This is a genomic window from Epibacterium sp. ABZ3_068 (assembly GCF_056159265.1).
This window is the reverse complement of record NZ_JBSWUV010000001.1, coordinates 3,361,640-3,379,010: the sequence shown is the minus strand read 5'-3', so window position 1 is coordinate 3,379,010 and position 17,371 is coordinate 3,361,640. Positions and strand designations below refer to the sequence as shown.

16 protein-coding genes are annotated in these 17,371 nt (G+C 57.8%); 5 read left to right on the top strand and 11 right to left on the bottom strand.

Annotation, left to right across the window (positions count from 1 at the left end):
- Positions 1–807, top strand: coding sequence for a serine O-acetyltransferase (gene cysE, locus ACXAEW_RS16145; RefSeq protein WP_474942298.1), 807 nt, complete (start codon positions 1–3; stop codon positions 805–807).
- A 90-nt stretch (positions 808–897) separates the two neighbouring features.
- On the opposite strand, the gene ACXAEW_RS16140 is transcribed toward cysE, so the two are convergent.
- The 4 genes from ACXAEW_RS16140 to pdhA all read right to left on the bottom strand — a co-directional run bounded on the left by ACXAEW_RS16140 (position 898) and on the right by pdhA (position 6,609).
- On the bottom strand, positions 898–2,673 hold the full coding sequence (locus ACXAEW_RS16140; protein ID WP_474942297.1) for a methyl-accepting chemotaxis protein: 1,776 nt from the start codon (positions 2,671–2,673) through the stop codon (positions 898–900).
- Between the two features lie 235 nt (positions 2,674–2,908).
- On the bottom strand, positions 2,909–4,216 hold the full coding sequence (locus ACXAEW_RS16135) for a pyruvate dehydrogenase complex dihydrolipoamide acetyltransferase (protein ID WP_474942296.1): 1,308 nt from the start codon (positions 4,214–4,216) through the stop codon (positions 2,909–2,911).
- A 12-nt stretch (positions 4,217–4,228) separates the two neighbouring features.
- A complete protein-coding gene (locus ACXAEW_RS16130; protein WP_474942295.1) occupies positions 4,229–5,605 on the bottom strand; it encodes a pyruvate dehydrogenase complex E1 component subunit beta in 1,377 nt (458 codons plus the stop codon).
- A 14-nt stretch (positions 5,606–5,619) separates the two neighbouring features.
- Positions 5,620–6,609, bottom strand: a complete 990-nt coding sequence (pdhA, locus tag ACXAEW_RS16125; RefSeq protein ID WP_474942294.1) for a pyruvate dehydrogenase (acetyl-transferring) E1 component subunit alpha — start codon at positions 6,607–6,609, stop codon at positions 5,620–5,622.
- A 317-nt stretch (positions 6,610–6,926) separates the two neighbouring features.
- Between pdhA and ACXAEW_RS16120 the strand changes: the two genes are divergently transcribed.
- Positions 6,927–8,129 carry a winged helix-turn-helix domain-containing protein gene (locus ACXAEW_RS16120; protein ID WP_474942293.1) on the top strand — a complete coding sequence of 401 codons (1,203 nt, stop codon included), beginning with the start codon at positions 6,927–6,929 and terminating at the stop codon, positions 8,127–8,129.
- A 4-nt stretch (positions 8,130–8,133) separates the two neighbouring features.
- On the opposite strand, the gene ACXAEW_RS16115 is transcribed toward ACXAEW_RS16120, so the two are convergent.
- Complete coding sequence (locus tag ACXAEW_RS16115) at positions 8,134–8,433, bottom strand: FtsB family cell division protein (protein ID WP_474943051.1); 300 nt, start codon at positions 8,431–8,433, stop codon at positions 8,134–8,136.
- Between the two features lie 282 nt (positions 8,434–8,715).
- Between ACXAEW_RS16115 and ACXAEW_RS16110 the strand changes: the two genes are divergently transcribed.
- A complete protein-coding gene (locus ACXAEW_RS16110) occupies positions 8,716–9,348 on the top strand; it encodes a DUF3885 domain-containing protein (RefSeq protein WP_474942292.1) in 633 nt (210 codons plus the stop codon).
- A gap of 166 nt (positions 9,349–9,514) precedes the next feature.
- Here the strand turns inward: ACXAEW_RS16110 and ACXAEW_RS16105 are convergent, their stop codons facing one another.
- Positions 9,515–10,693 carry a phosphoglycerate kinase gene (locus tag ACXAEW_RS16105; RefSeq protein WP_474942291.1) on the bottom strand — a complete coding sequence of 393 codons (1,179 nt, stop codon included), beginning with the start codon at positions 10,691–10,693 and terminating at the stop codon, positions 9,515–9,517.
- 143 nt (positions 10,694–10,836) lie between these two features.
- Between ACXAEW_RS16105 and ACXAEW_RS16100 the strand changes: the two genes are divergently transcribed.
- A complete protein-coding gene (locus ACXAEW_RS16100; protein WP_474942290.1) occupies positions 10,837–11,343 on the top strand; it encodes a peptidylprolyl isomerase in 507 nt (168 codons plus the stop codon).
- Entirely contained in the window at positions 11,336–11,890 is a 555-nt protein-coding gene (locus tag ACXAEW_RS16095) for a peptidylprolyl isomerase (protein WP_474942289.1), read from the top strand. The genes ACXAEW_RS16100 and ACXAEW_RS16095 overlap by 8 nt, the downstream gene beginning before the upstream one ends.
- Positions 11,891–12,038: 148 nt before the next feature.
- Here ACXAEW_RS16095 and ACXAEW_RS16090 read toward each other — a convergent pair whose 3' ends face one another.
- From ACXAEW_RS16090 to ACXAEW_RS16070, 5 genes are all read right to left on the bottom strand, one after another.
- Positions 12,039–13,388 (bottom strand): calcium-binding protein, encoded by a 1,350-nt coding sequence (locus ACXAEW_RS16090; protein WP_474942288.1) that lies wholly within the window; start codon positions 13,386–13,388, stop codon positions 12,039–12,041.
- Positions 13,389–13,629: 241 nt separating this feature from the next.
- Positions 13,630–14,133, bottom strand: a complete 504-nt coding sequence (locus ACXAEW_RS16085; RefSeq protein ID WP_474942287.1) for a bactofilin family protein — start codon at positions 14,131–14,133, stop codon at positions 13,630–13,632.
- A complete protein-coding gene (locus ACXAEW_RS16080) occupies positions 14,123–15,454 on the bottom strand; it encodes a DUF5930 domain-containing protein (RefSeq protein ID WP_474942286.1) in 1,332 nt (443 codons plus the stop codon). Before ACXAEW_RS16080 ends, ACXAEW_RS16085 begins: the two co-directional genes overlap by 11 nt.
- A 195-nt stretch (positions 15,455–15,649) precedes the next feature.
- Entirely contained in the window at positions 15,650–16,495 is an 846-nt protein-coding gene (locus tag ACXAEW_RS16075; RefSeq protein ID WP_474942285.1) for a ferritin-like domain-containing protein, read from the bottom strand.
- 367 nt (positions 16,496–16,862) lie between these two features.
- A complete protein-coding gene (locus tag ACXAEW_RS16070; RefSeq protein WP_474942284.1) occupies positions 16,863–17,324 on the bottom strand; it encodes a peroxiredoxin in 462 nt (153 codons plus the stop codon).
- Between the last annotated feature and the right edge of the window lie 47 nt (positions 17,325–17,371).

Sequence of the window (17,371 nt, the reverse complement as noted above, 5' to 3'; positions counted from 1 at the left end):
ATGTCCCAACCGCGCACCGCCCTGAGCTCTGTCGACCCCGTATGGGAGCAGATCACGGCCGAGGCCGAGGAAGCCGTTCGGGCCCAGCCTCTTATGGGCGGGTTGATCCACGCTTGTATTCTGCACCACACAAGGCTCGACAAGGCGTTGTCCTATAGGATTGCGGCCAAGCTCTGCTCTAACGAAATGTCGATGGTCATTCTTCGGGAGATCGTGGATCAGGCCTATAAGGACGAACCGGCCCTGGTTGCAGCAGCGCGCGCGGATCTGAGCGCCGTTTATGAACGCGATCCGGCTTGCCATCGTCTGTTGCAACCGATCCTCTATTTCAAGGGCTATCAGGCGGTTCAGGCCTATCGTGTCGGACATCATCTGTGGACCAAAGGCGATTACGATCTGGCCTATTTCTTCCAGATGCGCGTCTCTGAGATCTTTGGCGTGGACATTCACCCGGCGGCCAAAATCGGTCGCGGGCTGATGATCGACCATGCGCATTCCATCGTCATCGGTGAAACTGCGGTTGTTGGCGACAATGTCTCTATGCTGCATTCCGTGACCCTTGGCGGCACCGGCAAGGAAGAAGAAGACCGCCACCCCAAGATTGGCGATGGTGTGCTGATCGGCGCGGGCGCCAAGGTGCTGGGCAATATCAAGGTCGGCCATTGTTCCCGCATCGCTGCCGGTTCGGTTGTTCTGGCGGAGGTGCCAGTCAACACAACGGTTGCCGGTGTCCCGGCCAAGATCGTGGGCGAAGCGGGTTGCAGCCAGCCGGCGGTCAGCATGAACCAGGTGCTGAACCAGGACTAATTGCGATAAGGCCGCTTGTTCATACAAGAATAGTCAAATCAAAAAGCCCCGTTTTGGCGGGGCTTTTTCTGTGTCTGGCATGCGTCCCGCCTATGCTGCGCGTGCTGTACCCGGCACTTTAGGGGCCAGGCCTGACTGATGGGGCTGGCTATTCAGCGGTCTGTTCGGCGCGCCGGGCAGGGTAAAAGCGCCGGCCAAAGTGTCAAGTCGCGCGGCTTCATCCCGCAGGGCCTCGACGGATTGGGTGTTGGTTGAGACAATTGCATCGTTTTGCTGGGTAATTGCCCCTAGTTCATTGATGCGGCCGGACATTGCCTGAAGCTCCGCGCTGTCCGTGACAAACCCTTCGGCCGAGGCGCTGACACGCTGTGAAATCTCGCTCATTCGGGTGACGATATGCTCCAGCACTTCACCGGTGTTGTTCACCTCGCTTACGCCGTTCTCGATATGAGCCGTGGCATCGCTGATCAGTGTCTTGATCTCGGTTGCGGCCTGAGAGGTGCGCAGGGCAAGGTTGCGCACCTCAGAGGCAACAACTGCAAACCCGGCACCGGCCTCACCGGCGCGGGCAGCCTCCACACCAGCGTTCAGAGCCAAAAGATTGGTCTGGAAAGCGATATCGTCAATAGTTCCGATAATTGTGGAAATCTGGCTTGCGCTGTTTTCGATCGCCTCCATGGCGCTGACCGCATGTTGGACAACTGCGGCATTGCTTTGCGCTTCGTCCACGGCTTCGCCAACAATGGCGTTTACATTGCGTGCGCCGTCTGCTGCGTTTTTGACAGAGCGGGTGAGAGTGCCCATGGCGTTTGCCACGTCGCTCAGCGAATCGGACTGCGCATGGATGCGTGAGGACAGATCGCCGGATCCTTGCCGGATCTCGGTGGTTCTGCTGAGAATGCCGGAGGCCGTGCCAAGAACCTGGGTCATCATGTCGCCAATGGCGGACAGCGCCGTGTTGAAATCCTGGCGCAGCGGTTCATAGGTTTCCGACAGAGGCTGGTCCATACGGTAAGCCAGATCCCGTTGGGCCAGCGCCGCAAGACCCTGGCGCAGCTCTTCCACCGCTTTGGTTTGCTGGTCCTGTTCGGCAGCACGGGCACGGGCAGCATTCTGCCCCTCTCTCAGGGTCACCTGAAGGCTTTCGATACGGCGGGCAATCTGGCCCAGCTCGTCACTGCGGCTGCGTGCGGTCAGCTGCGTATTGTAGTTGCCATCAGTGACTTTCTCCAGGCTTTGCGTGATTTCCAACAACGGACGCCCGAGAAGTCGGCGCAGCACCAGAAAGCACACAGCGCAGGACGCCAGCAGAAGCACGGCCCCGATCAGGGCTTCGCGGATCATACCGTCCAGCAGGGCGGCATAGGTGGCGTCCGGGCTCCAGATCATAATCAGAGTGCCGCGCAGTTTGCCCTTTTTCGACAGGACCGGATAGACCATCCGGAAACCGTCGTCAGAAATCCAGGGGGTGCGTTCGCGGGCAACCTGCTGTTCTGCGGTTTCAATCTCGGTCAAATCAAAACCGGTGGCTTCGCCTTGTTCACTCATCACGACGCCGTCGGTTTTGGTCACGCGTGCATATTGAAAGCTGTCACCGGCCCGTTCGACAACATAGTTTATCCGGTCGTCCACCGTACCGGAAAAGCCAAGCTGCACCGGCTGCGCCACCTCTTTGGCAACCATTTGGGTCAGCTCCCGTTCCATGTCACGGGTTGCAGCCATGGAAATGCGAGCCAATTCCATTTCCGCAAATATAACCACCGGGATGGTCACTACCAGCGTGAAGCTGGAGACCAGGATGGCAAGGCGAAAATTCATGGATTGGAAATATCGTCGCTTGGACGAGTTCAAGGGCTTGGGTTTCATGACGCGCTCTATCTGTGTGTTTCCCGCGCCCCTTGTAAAATTGGGAGATTTACTGATTTCTAAATCGAAAACTATAAAAACTATTCAATTTGAAAAGGTTGTCATCTACGCGTTACACGGGTGTTGCAATGGTAAGCGCTTTGTTTATGGCGATGCGCTTGACCGTCACAACAGCAAAAAGGGCCACGTTTTCACGCGGCCCACATTTGGTATTTCGAATATTTAACTGGTGTATTTACGCCAGCATGACCATCGGGTTTTCGAGGTTGTCGACGATGGCTTTCAGCAGGTCTGCGCCCACGGCCCCGTCGATCACGCGGTGATCAACGGACATGGTCACGCTCATGACAGTGGCCACGGTCAATTCCCCATCTGCGCCGACAACCGGCTTTTTGACACCGGCGCCCACAGCCAGGATGCCTGCATGGGGCGGGTTCACGATGGCGTCGAAATTGTCGATGCCGAACATGCCGAGGTTGGAGATCGCAAAGGAGCCGCCCTGATACTCATGAGGGGCCAGCTTGCGTTCGCGCGCGCGTTTGGCGAGGTCTTTCATCTCAACCGACAGGGCCGAGAGGGACTTCATGTCTGCGTCCTGAAGAACCGGGGTGAACAGCCCCCCTTCGATGGCAACCGCAACGGCCACATCGGACGGTTTCAACTGGAGAACCCGATCGCCTGCCCAGACTGCATTGGCTGCTGGAACAGCCTGCAGCGCATTGGCGAGCGCCTTGATGATGAAGTCATTGACCGAGAGTTTCACGCCGCGCCCCTCAAGCTGTTTGTTCAGCTGAGAGCGGAATTTCAGCAGCGCATCCAGCTGGATGTCACGGCGCAGGTAGAAATGCGGGATGGTCTGTTTGGCTTCTGACAGGCGCGCCGCGATGGTCTTGCGCATACCGTCGAGTTTGACCTCTTCGTATTCGCGACCTTCGTACATTTTGGCAACCATATCGGCCGTAGGACCAGAGGGTGCTGCAGCAGCGGCCGGGGCCGGAGCAGCAGCGGCGGGTGCGGCAGCAGGTTTCGGCGCGGCGGTTGCATTTTCAACATCCGCCTTGACGATACGACCGCGCGGGCCGGAGCCTGCGATGGTGCTGAGGTCCAGACCCTTGTCAGCCGCAATGCGACGCGCCAGAGGCGACGCAAAGATGCGGGTGCCATCGGCTGCTGCAGGTGCCGCTGGGGCAGGGGCTGCTGCAACCGGTGTGGCGGCTTTCTCGGCGGCCACAGGGGCCTCCTCGGCAGCCGCTGCGGCAGGGGCCGCGGTTCCGGCAGAGGCGATGTCATCCGCGCTTTCACCGTCTTCCAGGAGGACTGCGATCAGCGTGTTGACCTTTACCCCTTCGGAGCCCTCGGCCACCAGGATCTTCCCAACGACACCTTCGTCCACGGCTTCGAATTCCATGGTGGCTTTGTCGGTTTCAATCTCGGCCAACAGGTCGCCAGAGGCGACGGTGTCGCCTTCTTTTACGAGCCATTTCGCCAGGGTGCCTTCTTCCATGGTGGGAGAAAGGGCGGGCATGAGTACTTCAATTGGCATCCATTCGCTCCCTTAGCGATAGGTGACTTGTTTCACGGCCGCGACCACTTCGTCGGTGGTGATCAGCGCGTGTTTTTCGAGGTTCGCGGCATAGGGCATTGGCACGTCCTTGCCGGTGCAGGTCACAACAGGTGCATCCAGATAGTCAAACGCCTCGCGCTGGACTTCGGAGGCGATGTAGGAGCCTACGGAGCCCTGCGGCCAGCCTTCCTCAACAGTGACCAGACGGTTGGTCTTGCGCACGGACTGCAAGACTGTGGGCAGATCCATAGGGCGCAGGGTGCGCAGGTCGATAACCTCGGCCGAGATCCCTTCCGCTGCCAGCTTGTCAGCCGCTTCCAGCGCATAGGTCATGCCGATGCCAAAGGAGACGATGGTGACATCCGTGCCTTCGCGCCAGATGCGGGCCTTGCCAAAGGGAATGGTGAAATCATCCAGTTTCGGAACCTCGAAGGACTTGCCATAGAGGATCTCGTTCTCCAGGAAGATAACCGGGTTGTTGTCGCGGATCGCGGTTTTCATCAGACCTTTGGCGTCAGCGGCAGAGTAGGGCATGACAACTTTTAGACCGGGGATCTGCATGTACCATGCGGCATAGTCCTGGGAGTGCTGGGCCGCCACGCGGGCAGCAGCGCCGTTTGGACCGCGGAACACCATAGGTGCGCCCATCTGACCGCCGGACATGTACAATGTCTTGGCCGCAGAGTTGATCAGGTGGTCGATCGCCTGCATGGCAAAGTTGAAGGTCATGAATTCAACAATCGGACGCAGCCCGCCAAAGGCCGCGCCGGTGGCGATGCCGGCAAAGCCGTGTTCAGTGATCGGCGTATCGATGACACGTTTGGAACCAAACTCATCCAGAAGACCCTGGGACACTTTATAAGCGCCCTGATATTCAGCAACTTCCTCGCCCATCAAAAAGACAGTTTCGTCTCCACGCATCTCTTCGGCCATGGCATCGCGCAGCGCTTCGCGGACGGTCTGTTTGACCATCTCTGTACCTGCCGGATAATCCGGGGTCAGTTCGACGACCTCAATCGGAGCCGCGGCAGCAGCGGCGGGCGCTGCGGGCACCGCAGGTGCCTCTGCGACCGGCGCTTTGTTGCTCGCCGCAGGCGCAGGCGCGGCAGAGGCGTCATAGGTCTCGCCTTCTTCGACCAGTACCGCAATTGGTGTGTTCACTTTTACACCTTCAGAGCCTTCCGCAATGAGGATTGCGCCGATGACGCCCTCATCCACCGCTTCAAACTCCATGGTGGCTTTGTCGGTTTCGATCTCCGCCAGGATATCGCCCGAGTTTACAGTGTCGCCTTCTTTCACCAGCCATTTGGCCAGGGTGCCCTCTTCCATCGTAGGGGACAGGGCGGGCATCAGGATTTCAGTTGCCATGTCTTAGGTTCTCCTCAGGCGTAAATGTCGGTCCACAGTTCTTCCAGAGCCGGTTCAGGGCTCTCTTTGGAGAAATCTGCCGCCTGGTTGACGATGTCTTTAATGTCTTTGTCGATCGCTTTCAGATCGTCCTCAGTCGCGTGTTTGCCGGTTAGCAGCATGTCACGAACCTGTTCAATCGGATCGCGCTCTTCACGCATCTTCTGCACCTCCTCACGGGTCCGGTATTTTGCCGGATCCGACATGGAGTGGCCGCGGTAGCGGTAGGTCTTTACCTCAAGGATATAGGGACCCTCACCTGCGCGACAGTGGGCCACGGCGCGTTCACCGGCCTCTTTGACGGTCAGGACGTTCATGCCGTCCACTTCTTCGCCTTTGATGCCATAAGCCGCACCACGTTCCCACAGGGACGGAGATTTGGTAGAGCGCTGCACCGAGGTGCCCATGGCGTATTGGTTATTCTCGATCACAAAGACGACCGGAAGCTCCCAAAGCTGCGCCATATTATAGGTCTCGTAAACCTGACCCTGGTTCGCCGCACCGTCACCAAAATAGGTGAATGTCACGCGGCCGTTGTTCTGGTATTTGTCGGCAAAGGCCAGACCCGCTCCCAGCGGCACTTGCGCACCAACGATGCCGTGGCCACCATAGAAATGCTTCTCTTTCGAGAACATATGCATGGAGCCGCCTTTACCTTTTGACAGGCCGCCTTCGCGGCCGGTCAGTTCGGCCATCACGCCGCCCGGATCCATGCCGCAGGCCAGCATATGGCCGTGATCGCGATAGGAGGTAATCCGCTTGTCGCCTTCTTCGGCTGCGGCCTCAAGGCCCACAACAACAGCTTCCTGGCCGATATAAAGGTGACAAAAGCCGCCAATCAGACCCATACCATAAAGCTGACCTGCCTTTTCCTCGAATCGGCGGATCAACAGCATCTCACGGTAGTAGTGTTTCAGTTCGTCGGCGGAAACGTTTGATTTTGCGGTCGTTTTCCTAACAGCCATAGCGGCGAACTCCCCCTCGCGGCAAGATAGTTTAGTGTTAAACTAATTCATAAAGCATTTTTATTGCTGAGGCGAGTGCTAAGTTCCCGCAAGTTTGGGTTGTGCGGCTTTTGTGCACAGTCCGACCCCGGCGCGCAGATGACAGCCTGGCAAGGCGGGCGGAGCTTTATGGATCGCGACCTGGAACGCCTGCCGTGAAGCGGCCTTTGGCGGTCACTGATTGGCATCGAGCGGTCAGACATGCTCCCCCTTTCAACCTGAAAGCGGATGTGAAACAAAGGGGGAACAATCCAAGGGTGGAATGGGAGGACCGCGCAGTGGCCCGTTTGAAGATCGACAATAAAACGGCGCGAAACCTGTGGCTCAGCGCCCATGGGCTGGCATCTACGCCGACAGGTCCGCTGGATACGCTGGCTGTGATCCAGGCTTTGGGGTTTGTGCAGCTGGATACCATCCAGGTGATTGCGCGCGCGCATCACCATATTCTATGGAGTCGCAATCAGAACTACCGCGAAGGCATGCTGGATCGGCTTCTGCGGGACAAGCGGCAGGTTTTTGAACATTTCACCCATGATGCCTCGGTCCTGCCGATGTCGATGTTGCCAATGTGGCAGCGTCAGTTTCAGCGCAAAAGGGATCAGGTCGCGCGCTCTAATTGGTTTGGGAAACATCTGGATCCGGATCTGATTGCAGAGGTGCTGACGCGTATCCGGGCAGAGGGGCCGCTGTCGACTCACCATTTCGACACAAAGGTTACCGGCGCCAAGGAGATGTGGCAGCGTCCCCCCCACAAGATGGTGCTGGATTACCTGTGGTACGCGGGAGAGCTTGCGACCAGTCACCGGGAGGGGTTCACAAAATACTATGATTTGGCCGAACGGGTATTTCCGCAGGATCTGCCCGCCCTGAGCGACGCAGAACAGATCACCCAACTGTGCCGCGCCGCGCTGGATCGGCTGGGCTTTGGCAACCTGGGGGAAATCCGCAAGTTCTGGGAGGCCTGTGACGTGGCAGAGGTCAAGGACTGGGCCGCGCGCGACAGGGCGCTGCTGGTCCCGGCTGAGGTTCAAGGCGCGGATGGGAACTGGGTCGAGGTTTTAGCCTGCGCCGACATAGAGGCGCGCATTGCGGCGCTCAAATCGCCGTCCAGCCGGTTGCGGATCCTGAACCCGTTTGATCCGGCCATTCGGGACCGGGCACGGGCGGCGCGGTTGTTTGGCTTTGATTACACGGTTGAGATGTTTGTCCCCGCCGCCAAGCGCAAATGGGGATATTACATTTATCCGCTGCTGGAGGGGGACCGGTTTGTGGGCCGGATCGAGGCCAAGGCGGACCGGGCAAAGGACAGGCTGACCCTGACAAAAGTCTGGACCGAGACTGCGCGGCTTCATAGCGAGCGGCGCATGGCCAAGCTCGACGCAGAGTTGCAACGGTTGGCCAAGCTGGCCGGTGTGTCACAGGTCATCTGGTCATTGGACGGTGCGGGTGGGGCGGCTCTACCGCCCCCCGGGCAGGTTTGACATTTTAGCGGATGACCAATTCATCCGGGCGAACCAGTCCCAGAACCGAGCGTGCCTGCTCGTCCAGAAGATCCAGATCCAGATAGTTATCCGACAGGCGGTGTGTCAGGTTTTCCATCTGTTTGATCTCGTTGGTCAAGCGTGACAGATCCGCATGGAGGCTTGCGCTCTCGGCTTCAATTTCGACCCGTCGGAACAGGCCAAAATCGCCCTGAATGGCCGCAAAGGTAAAATAAGCGCTGAGGCCAAAGGCCGCTGCAAAGAATAGAAATACACCCAAATTGGGACGGTTACCGCGTGTCACGTTGGATCGCCTGTCTAACTGCTGCATGTCAACTCCACCATAAATGCCTCGGTGGGTTAACCTTTGATTAACTTTTTGAATTCGCGTCGTTTTCCGACGTCTGACTAAACTATGCCACAGGGCGCGTGCTTTGTGAATTGCAAAAACCACATTGTGAATAATTTCCGTCCCATGCCTGAAAAAGCACTTGGCACGTCTGACGGGGCGTCGCCGCAACAAACGGTCAAAGCGCTCTTTGGTGTCTGGCTTGAACCTTGTGGACCCTGTCTTTAACCTGCCGGTATGAACAGCATCTTTGACCGGTTCTCCACCGCCTTTTCTGGCCCGGATTTTCCAAATGACGTATTTTATAAATACGATGTCGCCTTGAGGTTTGAGCTGGGCGGGGAGGACGTCACGTTTGCACGGCCGATAAAGCGGTTTATTCAGGCGTTTGAGCGGGCCGATGCGGTGGCGGCGGATCTGTTTCGGGACACGGCGTGTTTGCGGCTGTTCTGTGCGTCTTATGGCGAGGTCGAACCGCCAAAGAAGCGGCTCAAACACTTTAAGCTCTGCGGCCTGCCTAAATCTCGTTTTTCCTACCTGGGTGGATTGGATCAAAGCGATGACCCGGACGTCGATGTCGATTTGGGGCCGGTGTTTCGTCATTGGGATTGTGCGGAAATTGACCGGCGGGAGCAGTTGCGAGAGGTCCTGTGGCTTGGTCTTGGCAGTGAGGTCGGCGTGCGTCCGGCTACATCGGCGCAGATCTATCTGGCAGATGTGGAACGTGGCCTTGTTCTGCACCCCTATGACGACCGCGGCATGGATGTTGCTGCCCTGGACAAGAGGCATCTGGCGGGGCTTTACCACGCTTATCAGCCATGGCTTCTTGACTATAACCGTCCAGAGATGGACGCGCAGTTTGCCGACTGACACCGGTGCCCCAAAAGGCCTGGCCTTGACGCTGGCGCGCCGCGATCTCTGACGCGCAACAGGGCGACAAACGAAACTGCGCCGCGCAGAAGCGCGGCGCCAGGCCCAAGGCTGTTGGGACGCCCAAAGGGCGGTCCACAAGGGCGCGGGAGGGCGCGCCTCTTCGTTAGGCCTCCAGTGCGGCCACACCGGGCAGGGTCTTGCCTTCCATCCATTCCAGGAACGCGCCGCCGGCGGTGGAGATATAGGTGAAGCTGTCGGCCGCACCCGCCTGATTGAGGGCCGCAACCGTGTCACCGCCGCCTGCCACGGAAATCAATTTGCCGGCTTTGGTCAGCTCCGCCGCTTTCAGGGCTGCCGCATTTGTTGCCGCGTCAAACGGCGTGATTTCAAACGCGCCCATCGGCCCGTTCCAGATCAGCGTTTTGGAAGCCGCCAGAACCTCAGACACAGCTGCCACGGTGGCGGGGCCTGCATCCAGGATCATCGCATCTGCCGGGCAGGCATCCGCCGCGACGGTTTCATTTTCCGCACCCGCCTTGAACTCACGCGCCACCACAACGTCGCTGGGCAGGACAATGGTGCAGCCTGCGCTCTTGGCCTTTTCCAGGATCTCAACCGCGGTGCCGGTCATATCGTGTTCGCAAAGCGATTTGCCCACGTCGATCCCTTGGGCGGCGAGGAACGTATTGGCCATGCCGCCGCCAATCACCAGATTGTCGACCTTGGCCACCAGATTGCCCAGAAGCTCCAGCTTGGTCGACACTTTGGCCCCGCCCACAACCGCCGTCACCGGACGTTCCGGCTGCCCCAGCGCGCTTTCAAGTGCTGTGAGCTCTGCCTGCATCAGTCGGCCTGCACAGTTGGGCAGCAGTTTGGCAACGCCTTCGGTAGAGGCATGTGCCCGATGCGCCGCGGAAAACGCATCGTTGCAATAGATGTCACCCAAAGTCGCCAGAAAGCCTGCCATCTGCGGATCATTGGCTTCTTCCATCGGGGTGAAGCGGGTGTTCTCCACCAGCACAACAGCGTCAGAGGGCAGGGCGTCAATGGCTTCCCGGCTTGGGCGTTCAATAAAGGTCACCGACGTGCCAAAGGCCCCTTCGAGCGCAGGCACCAGCGGTTTTAGCGACATTTCCGGCACCGGCTGCCCTTTGGGTCGACCAAAATGCGCCAGCATTATTGGTGAGCCGCCTTTGGCCAGGATGTCCTTGATCGTGGGCGCGATCCGCTGGATGCGGGTATCATCGGTCACGCGGCCATTTTCAACGGGGACGTTGATATCAACGCGTACGAGGACCCGTTTGCCGTTCAGATCCATGTCATCCAGTGAATTCCAGCCCATGCCCAACTCCTTTGGTTAAATCGGCAGTCATAACAAACGCGCTCTGTTTCGGGTCTTTTTGCCCATCCGTCAATGCTCCCTTGGCAATCGGGCGCAACCACCTTAACTATCGCTGCAATTCTACTGCATTTGAGGAGGGCCACATGGCCGAGATCAAGGATCCCGAAAACACAATCATCATCGAGCTCAAGGACGGCAATGTGGTGATCGAACTCCTGCCCGACGTGGCCCCCAAACACGCTGAGCGTATGAAAGAGCTGGCGCGTGGTGGCGAATATGACAACGTCTGTTTTCACCGGGTGATTGACGGCTTTATGGCGCAAACCGGCGATGTTGCGAACGGCGATATGGAAGACGGGTTCAACCTGCGTATGGCGGGCACCGGCGGTTCTTCTCTGCCTGATCTGCCGGCCGAATTCTCCAAGCTGCCGCATGACCGTGGCACCCTTGGCGCTGCGCGCTCCGCGATGCCTGATTCCGCAAACTCTCAGTTCTTTATCAACTTCAAGGACAACCACTTCCTGAACGGTCAATACACCGTTTACGGTCGGGTTATCGAAGGTATGGAACATGTGGATGCGATCACCAAAGGTGAGCCGCCTGCAAACCCGGACCGTATGATCAGCGTCAAGGTTGCTGCAGATGCGTAAGGCGCTGGCAGCAGCAGCACTGGCAGTGCTGGGCGCAAGCCCGGCGCTGGCCACAGGGCTGACCATCGATGTCACCGGCGAGGCCAATGGCACCATCCAGATCGACCTGTTCGAAGACGTGGCTCCTGGTCACGTTGAACAGATCACCGCTTTGGCCGCAGAGGGCAAATATGATGGCGTGGTGTTTCACCGGGTGATCGACGGCTTTATGGCGCAAACCGGCGATGTGCAATTTGGCAAGATCGGCGAAGATATGCGCCGCGCGGGCACCGGCGGATCAGACCGCCCGGACCTGAAGGCTGAATTCTCCGACATTCCGTTCGAACGCGGTGTAGTGGGGATGGCACGGGCGCAAAACCCCGATAGCGCCAATTCCCAGTTCTTCATCATGTTTGACGCGGGTTACTTCCTGAACGGCCAATACACCGTTGTGGGCAAAGTCACCGAAGGCATGGATGTCGTCGACGCCATCAAACGCGGCAAAGGCCCCAATGGCGCGGTCATTGGCGAACCGGATCAAATGTCCAAGGTTACCGTTACGGAATAAGTGACCACCTGTTAAAACGTTTCAGAAAGCGCGATTTCGGTCGCGCTTTTTTTGTGGAAACTGCGTGGATTTCCTGCGCGGCCTCCAACAGAAAAACACCCGACCAAATGGCCGGGTGCTGTTTTGCGTCATAACTGTTATCCGGAGATCAGAACAGGAAGTTATCAGCGTCCTGCAGCTCTAAAACAGAGATGCCCTCGACACGCACTTCCACATTGTCAAAGCTCATAATAACATCTGCGCCATCCGCAACAAAGGTGATGTCATCCAGGTCGTCGGCACCATTGCTGATGGAAATCACGTCCTTGCCGACGGTAAAGTCGAGCAGGACATCGCGTCCGTTGCCACGGTTGAACACAAAGGTGTCTGAGCCTGCACCACCGGAAATAGTATCATCACCGGACTGACCAATAAGCGTGTCATTGCCGCCCTGGCCTGACAGCTCATCATTTCCGGATCCGCCCCGCAGGAGATCGCCGCCTCTGCCACCGAAAAGCGTGTCATCGCCGCTGTTTCCGTTCAAAACATCCTTGTGAGCGCCGCCGCTCAGAAGGTCGTTGTCTGCCCCGCCATACAGCCGGTCCCGGCCGGTTCCTCCGTCGAGCGTGTCGTCACCGAAGTTCCCGAACAACCTGTCCCGGCCGCTTTCCCCAACAAGACGATCGGCACCGCCACCGCCTGACACACGATCATGCCCGCTGCCACCGTTCAGCTCGTCACGTCCACCACGGCCAGTCAGCACGTCATTGTCGGCTCCGCCCAAAAGCCGATCACGCCCGCGTCCACCGTCCAGAACATCTGAGCCATCGCCGCCAAAAAGAAGATCAATTCCCGAAAGGCCTGCAATCGTATCATTTCCGGCACCACCAACGATAAGATCATGAGAGGTTTCAGAGTTCTGGTTGCCTCGCAAGCTTTCCGAACGGTTGGTCCCACCGGTGAGCGCAGCAAGGTGATCTGTGAACTGGACGAACTCTACGCTCAACAAAGAGTCGCCGCCGTCACGGGTCGAAAGCCGCGCGCCTGCGAAACTGTATTCCGCCGAAGCGTCAAAGAAACGGTCCTCTACAGACAGAGTATCGGATCCGCTTCCGCCAAAAATTGTGTCGTCACCCGTGCCTAGAACAAAGAGGTCATCACCTGCATTGCCCGACCATTGCAAATCCAGATCCGAATTTGCGATCGTCAAATCGTCCCCAGCGGTTATCAACCCAAAAGGATCGCTGCTAAAGGCGAACGCGCTCAGATTAATCGAAAAATCATCGACCAAGAGAACGGTCGTCGTGCCGAAGCCGACACGGATTGACGTTAAAACCCATTGAAAGCGGTTCGAATTGGAGAAGTCGCCGATATACTCAAAAAATAGACCATCATCGCCTTCAGAGCGGATTACGCGAGACGTTTGTGATGTGATTCTCAGGCTGTCGTCGTTGAAAAAAGAGAACAGATTAGATGCTTGCGTTTGCGAGGAAAAGGCGGTGACCAGGATACGGGCCAAATCATTTCTCCAATAAATTTATTATGATAAGCGATATTTTGCCCATGCTAAATCACTTAAAAGTAGAATTGCGTCAAGAGATATTTAACAAATTTTATTTTTCAGCCTGACTTGATGCTTGGCATGAAGAAACAATCAGAAGGTTAGCATGGCATTTGAAGTGGAAACAAAAAAAACGCCACAGTAATCTGCGGCGTTTTAGAAATGGGAGCCTAAGAGGGGCCTAAAACCACTAATTAGATCAACCCTGTGCTGGGGCTGCGGCCGGTTTGGCGGCTGCTTTGCCTGGGTTCAGCGGGTCATCCTGGCGTTGAACGGAACCTTCGAAGTGGGCACCGGACTCAATAGCGATGGTTTTGTGGATGATGTCACCTTCGACACGCGCGGTGGCGGTCAGGCGGACTTTGAGGCCACGCACACGGCCGACGATGCGACCGTTGATAACCACGTCATCGGCGGTGACTTCGCCCTTGATGGTGGCGCTTTCACCAATGGTCAGAAGATGCGCGCGGATGTCGCCTTCGACGGTGCCTTCGACCTGAATGTCACCGGTGGTTTTCAGGTTACCTGTGATGTGCAGATCAGAGGACAGAAGCGATGCCGGCGGTTTTGCCTTTGGAGCGCTTGCCTTGAAATCAGAGGCAGGTGCTGGAGGCGCTGACGGAGCAGCGGAAGGAGCAGCCGGAGCAGGTGTCGTGCTGTCAGCTTTGGTACCGGGTTCGTTGATTTTGCTTTTAGAAAACATTTCTTGCAGCCTTGATATAGATCATCGGGTTTACAGGTTCTCCATCGACCCGAACCTCATAATGGAGGTGGGTTCCGGTGGACCGTCCAGTGTTACCCATATCAGCAATGTGATCCCCGCGCGAGACCCTTTGGCCGACCTTGACGCGGATGTTTGAATTATGGGCATAACGAGTTTCAATGCCAAAGTCGTGTTTGATTACGACAAGACGGCCATAGCCGGATTGCCATCCGGCTGTCGTCACGACGCCATCCGCCGTCGCAAAGATATCGGTGCCTGTTGAACCTGCAAAATCAGTGCCTTTGTGCAGGCGGCGTCCGCCGGTCTTGGGGTCGCGACGATAGCCGAACCCCGAAGATTGGCGCACGTCATTCAGGTTTACAGGAACATCAAAAGGCGCGCGTTCGGCGGCCAGACGGTAAAGGTTCAGCTGGCTCATTTTCGCCAGAAGATCATTGGCGCGCAGGGTATCGGCATCCGGGGCCTCGCCGCTGGTCGACATCGCAAGGGGTTCCAGCGGCCCGCCCTGGCCATTATAGCCCCGGCGCACTTGTTCAATAATCCGCTCAGGCGGCATGCCGGCGCGGCGGAACATTTTGTCCAAAGGCTCGACCGAAACCTCCATGGCTTCTTCGAGCTGGCGGAAGATCTGATCGTTGCGCTCTTCCATCAGGCGCATTTCCAGTTTCAACTCGTCCCGTTCATCCAGTGCGGATTGCGCATCCGCCAGAATCTGGTCTCGTTGTTCGGCGGTTTCCGCAAGGGCGTCAGCAACAAAACCCATCTGCGCGGGCAGGGAGGCTGCGGCAAGCTGATTGGCGGCGCCGTCCTGTGTCTGTTCACGCAGATCTGCCAGCGCCTGACGGGCGGTTTCCCGCTCACGCATGGTTTTGCGCAGGGTGGTCTGGATGACCTCAATTCCGGTCTCCAACTCGCGGCGGCGGGTTTCAGAGGCCAGAAGCTCGGACTGCATGGCCGAGATCTGCACAAGTGCCGAGTTGAACCGCTCCTGGGCTGCCAGCGCCTCAGCAGCGCGGTCGTCCCGTTCTACGGAAATTGCATTCAGGCGTTCGCGGTATGTGATCTGGTCCCGTTTTGCCTGTTCGCGAAAGTTGCCGGCGCCGATACTGTCCATCAGCACAATGGCCGAGGCAACAATGGACCAGGTAACAACCGCGGTCAGGCCAATGGCAGCAAACAGCTGCGTTTCAGAGCTCAGACGGACAAACCGCGTGTCAGAGTCGGATTTTACAAAGATGCGGCGCTCTGGGAAGCGTCGTTCGAGAAAGGCGTGAACCTTGATGCCAAGACGCGATCGCATCAGCGCGCTCCGTTCCAATTCATCCAACAGCCTGCCGGGCCGTCTGGGCGCGGATCGTCAATTAAGTGGCCTTGCAGCTACGAATTAAACAGACTGTTACCTTTGAGCAAGCATTTGATCGATAGAACCGGTCAAACAGCGGGTTTTGCCGCTGTTTTACGGGAGTGTATGAGCGATTCCTTGCCGATGGGCGGCTTATTGCCAGCCTGGCAGGGGGCGGATCTGGTCAGAAAGCGGCCAGTAGAAATCCGGTGGAATGCCCGCCTCGGCGCGTTTTTCTTCGTTAAACGGGGGCTTGAGTGCGCCGTGGAAATATTTTCGCACCAGCTCATGAAACAGCTCTTTGGGGTCGCGCCCATCTCGTCCGCACAGGAAGTTAAACCATTTTGCTCCAAAGGCCACATGGCTGACTTCCTCTGCGTAAATCACGTTCAACGCGTCTACGGCCTGGGTCAGATTTGCCTTTTTGAAAATCTCGATCATGCCGGGGGTGACGTCAAGGCCACGGGCCTCCAGAACCATCGGCACCACTGCGAGACGTCCCATCAGGTCTTCGGCGGTGTCTTCAGCCGCGCGCCACATGCCCGCATGGGCAGGGAGTTCGCCGTAAAAGCTGCCGATGCTTTCCAGACAGTCACACATCAGGTTGAAATGTTTGCTTTCTTCATCTGCGGATTGAACCCAGTCATCAAAGAACCCAAGGGGCATTGGTACATGGGAGAACCGCGCGATAATATCCCAGTGAAGGTCGACGGCATTCAACTCGATATGAGCAACCGCATGCAGAAGCGCCTTGCGCCCGGCTTCGGATCCCGGTTTGCGCTTGGGCACATCGCGGGGGTCGCGCAGCTCGGGTTTTTCGGGACGGGCCGGGTGGAGCGGCGGGTTGGCGGTGCCGATCGCGATTTCCGCGGCTTCGCCTTTGCGATAGGCAAACCACTGCGCGGCATGACGCCGGGAGAGCTCGGTTTTGGCGCGCCCGTCAGCGGTGGTCAGCACCTGGGTTGCCATTTCCGCGAGGGTTAAAGGAGAGTTGGTCATAAAAGCATCCGCGGCAGGTAAGAGTGGCGTTGAAAGGGGTTGGGTTGGATCCGGGCCCCACCAAAGCGAAAGCTTCGGGCCATCCCACCCCCTGATTTGTCCCCTGCCATTGCACCCTGTCCGCTGCAAGGAAAATAACCGTCTCCCCGCTCAGGACGCGGGACCCCTCGGAGATTTTTCTTGCACCGGACGGGCGCAGTGGCCGACCGGGGACAGGTGATGGGTGGCTCCGAAGCGAAAGCGTTGGCAAGGGGGAACCTATGCGGCAATCGGTGGTGCGCCGCGCGCCTTGCGCGGCGCGTGGCCCAACGCTGCCAGCAGGTGCCCGAAAGGGCGCATGCGCAGGGGCGGGAGGGGTCGGTTTGCCTCAGAGCGCGCGGGCGGCCTCCAGAACCTCCTCTACATGTCCGGGGACTTTGACCTTTGGCCAGATTCTGGCCAATGTGCCATCCGCGCCAATCAAGAAGGTTGCGCGCTGGATGCCCATGCTCTTGCGGCCATACATGTTCTTTTCCACCCAGACCCCGTAACGCTCGCAGGTGTCCCCTTCGGCATCTGACAAAAGTGGTACGGTGAGCCCGTGTTTGGTGGCAAATTTTTCATGTTTGGCCACAGTGTCCTTTGAGATCCCAAAGACCGCCACGCCCAGGTCGGCAAACTGTTGCAGATGTTCGGAAAATCCGATGGATTCCTTGGTGCAGCCTGGCGTATCATCACGGGGATAAAAGAAAAGAACCACCGCTTGCCCTTTGAGCGCACTAAGCGTCACCTCGTCGCCGCCATCGCGCGGCAGGGTGAAATCGGGGGCAATGTCGTTGGGGCTGAGCATGGAATGGGTCTCCAGATAGAATGTTTCAAAGTTTTCCGGCTATATCT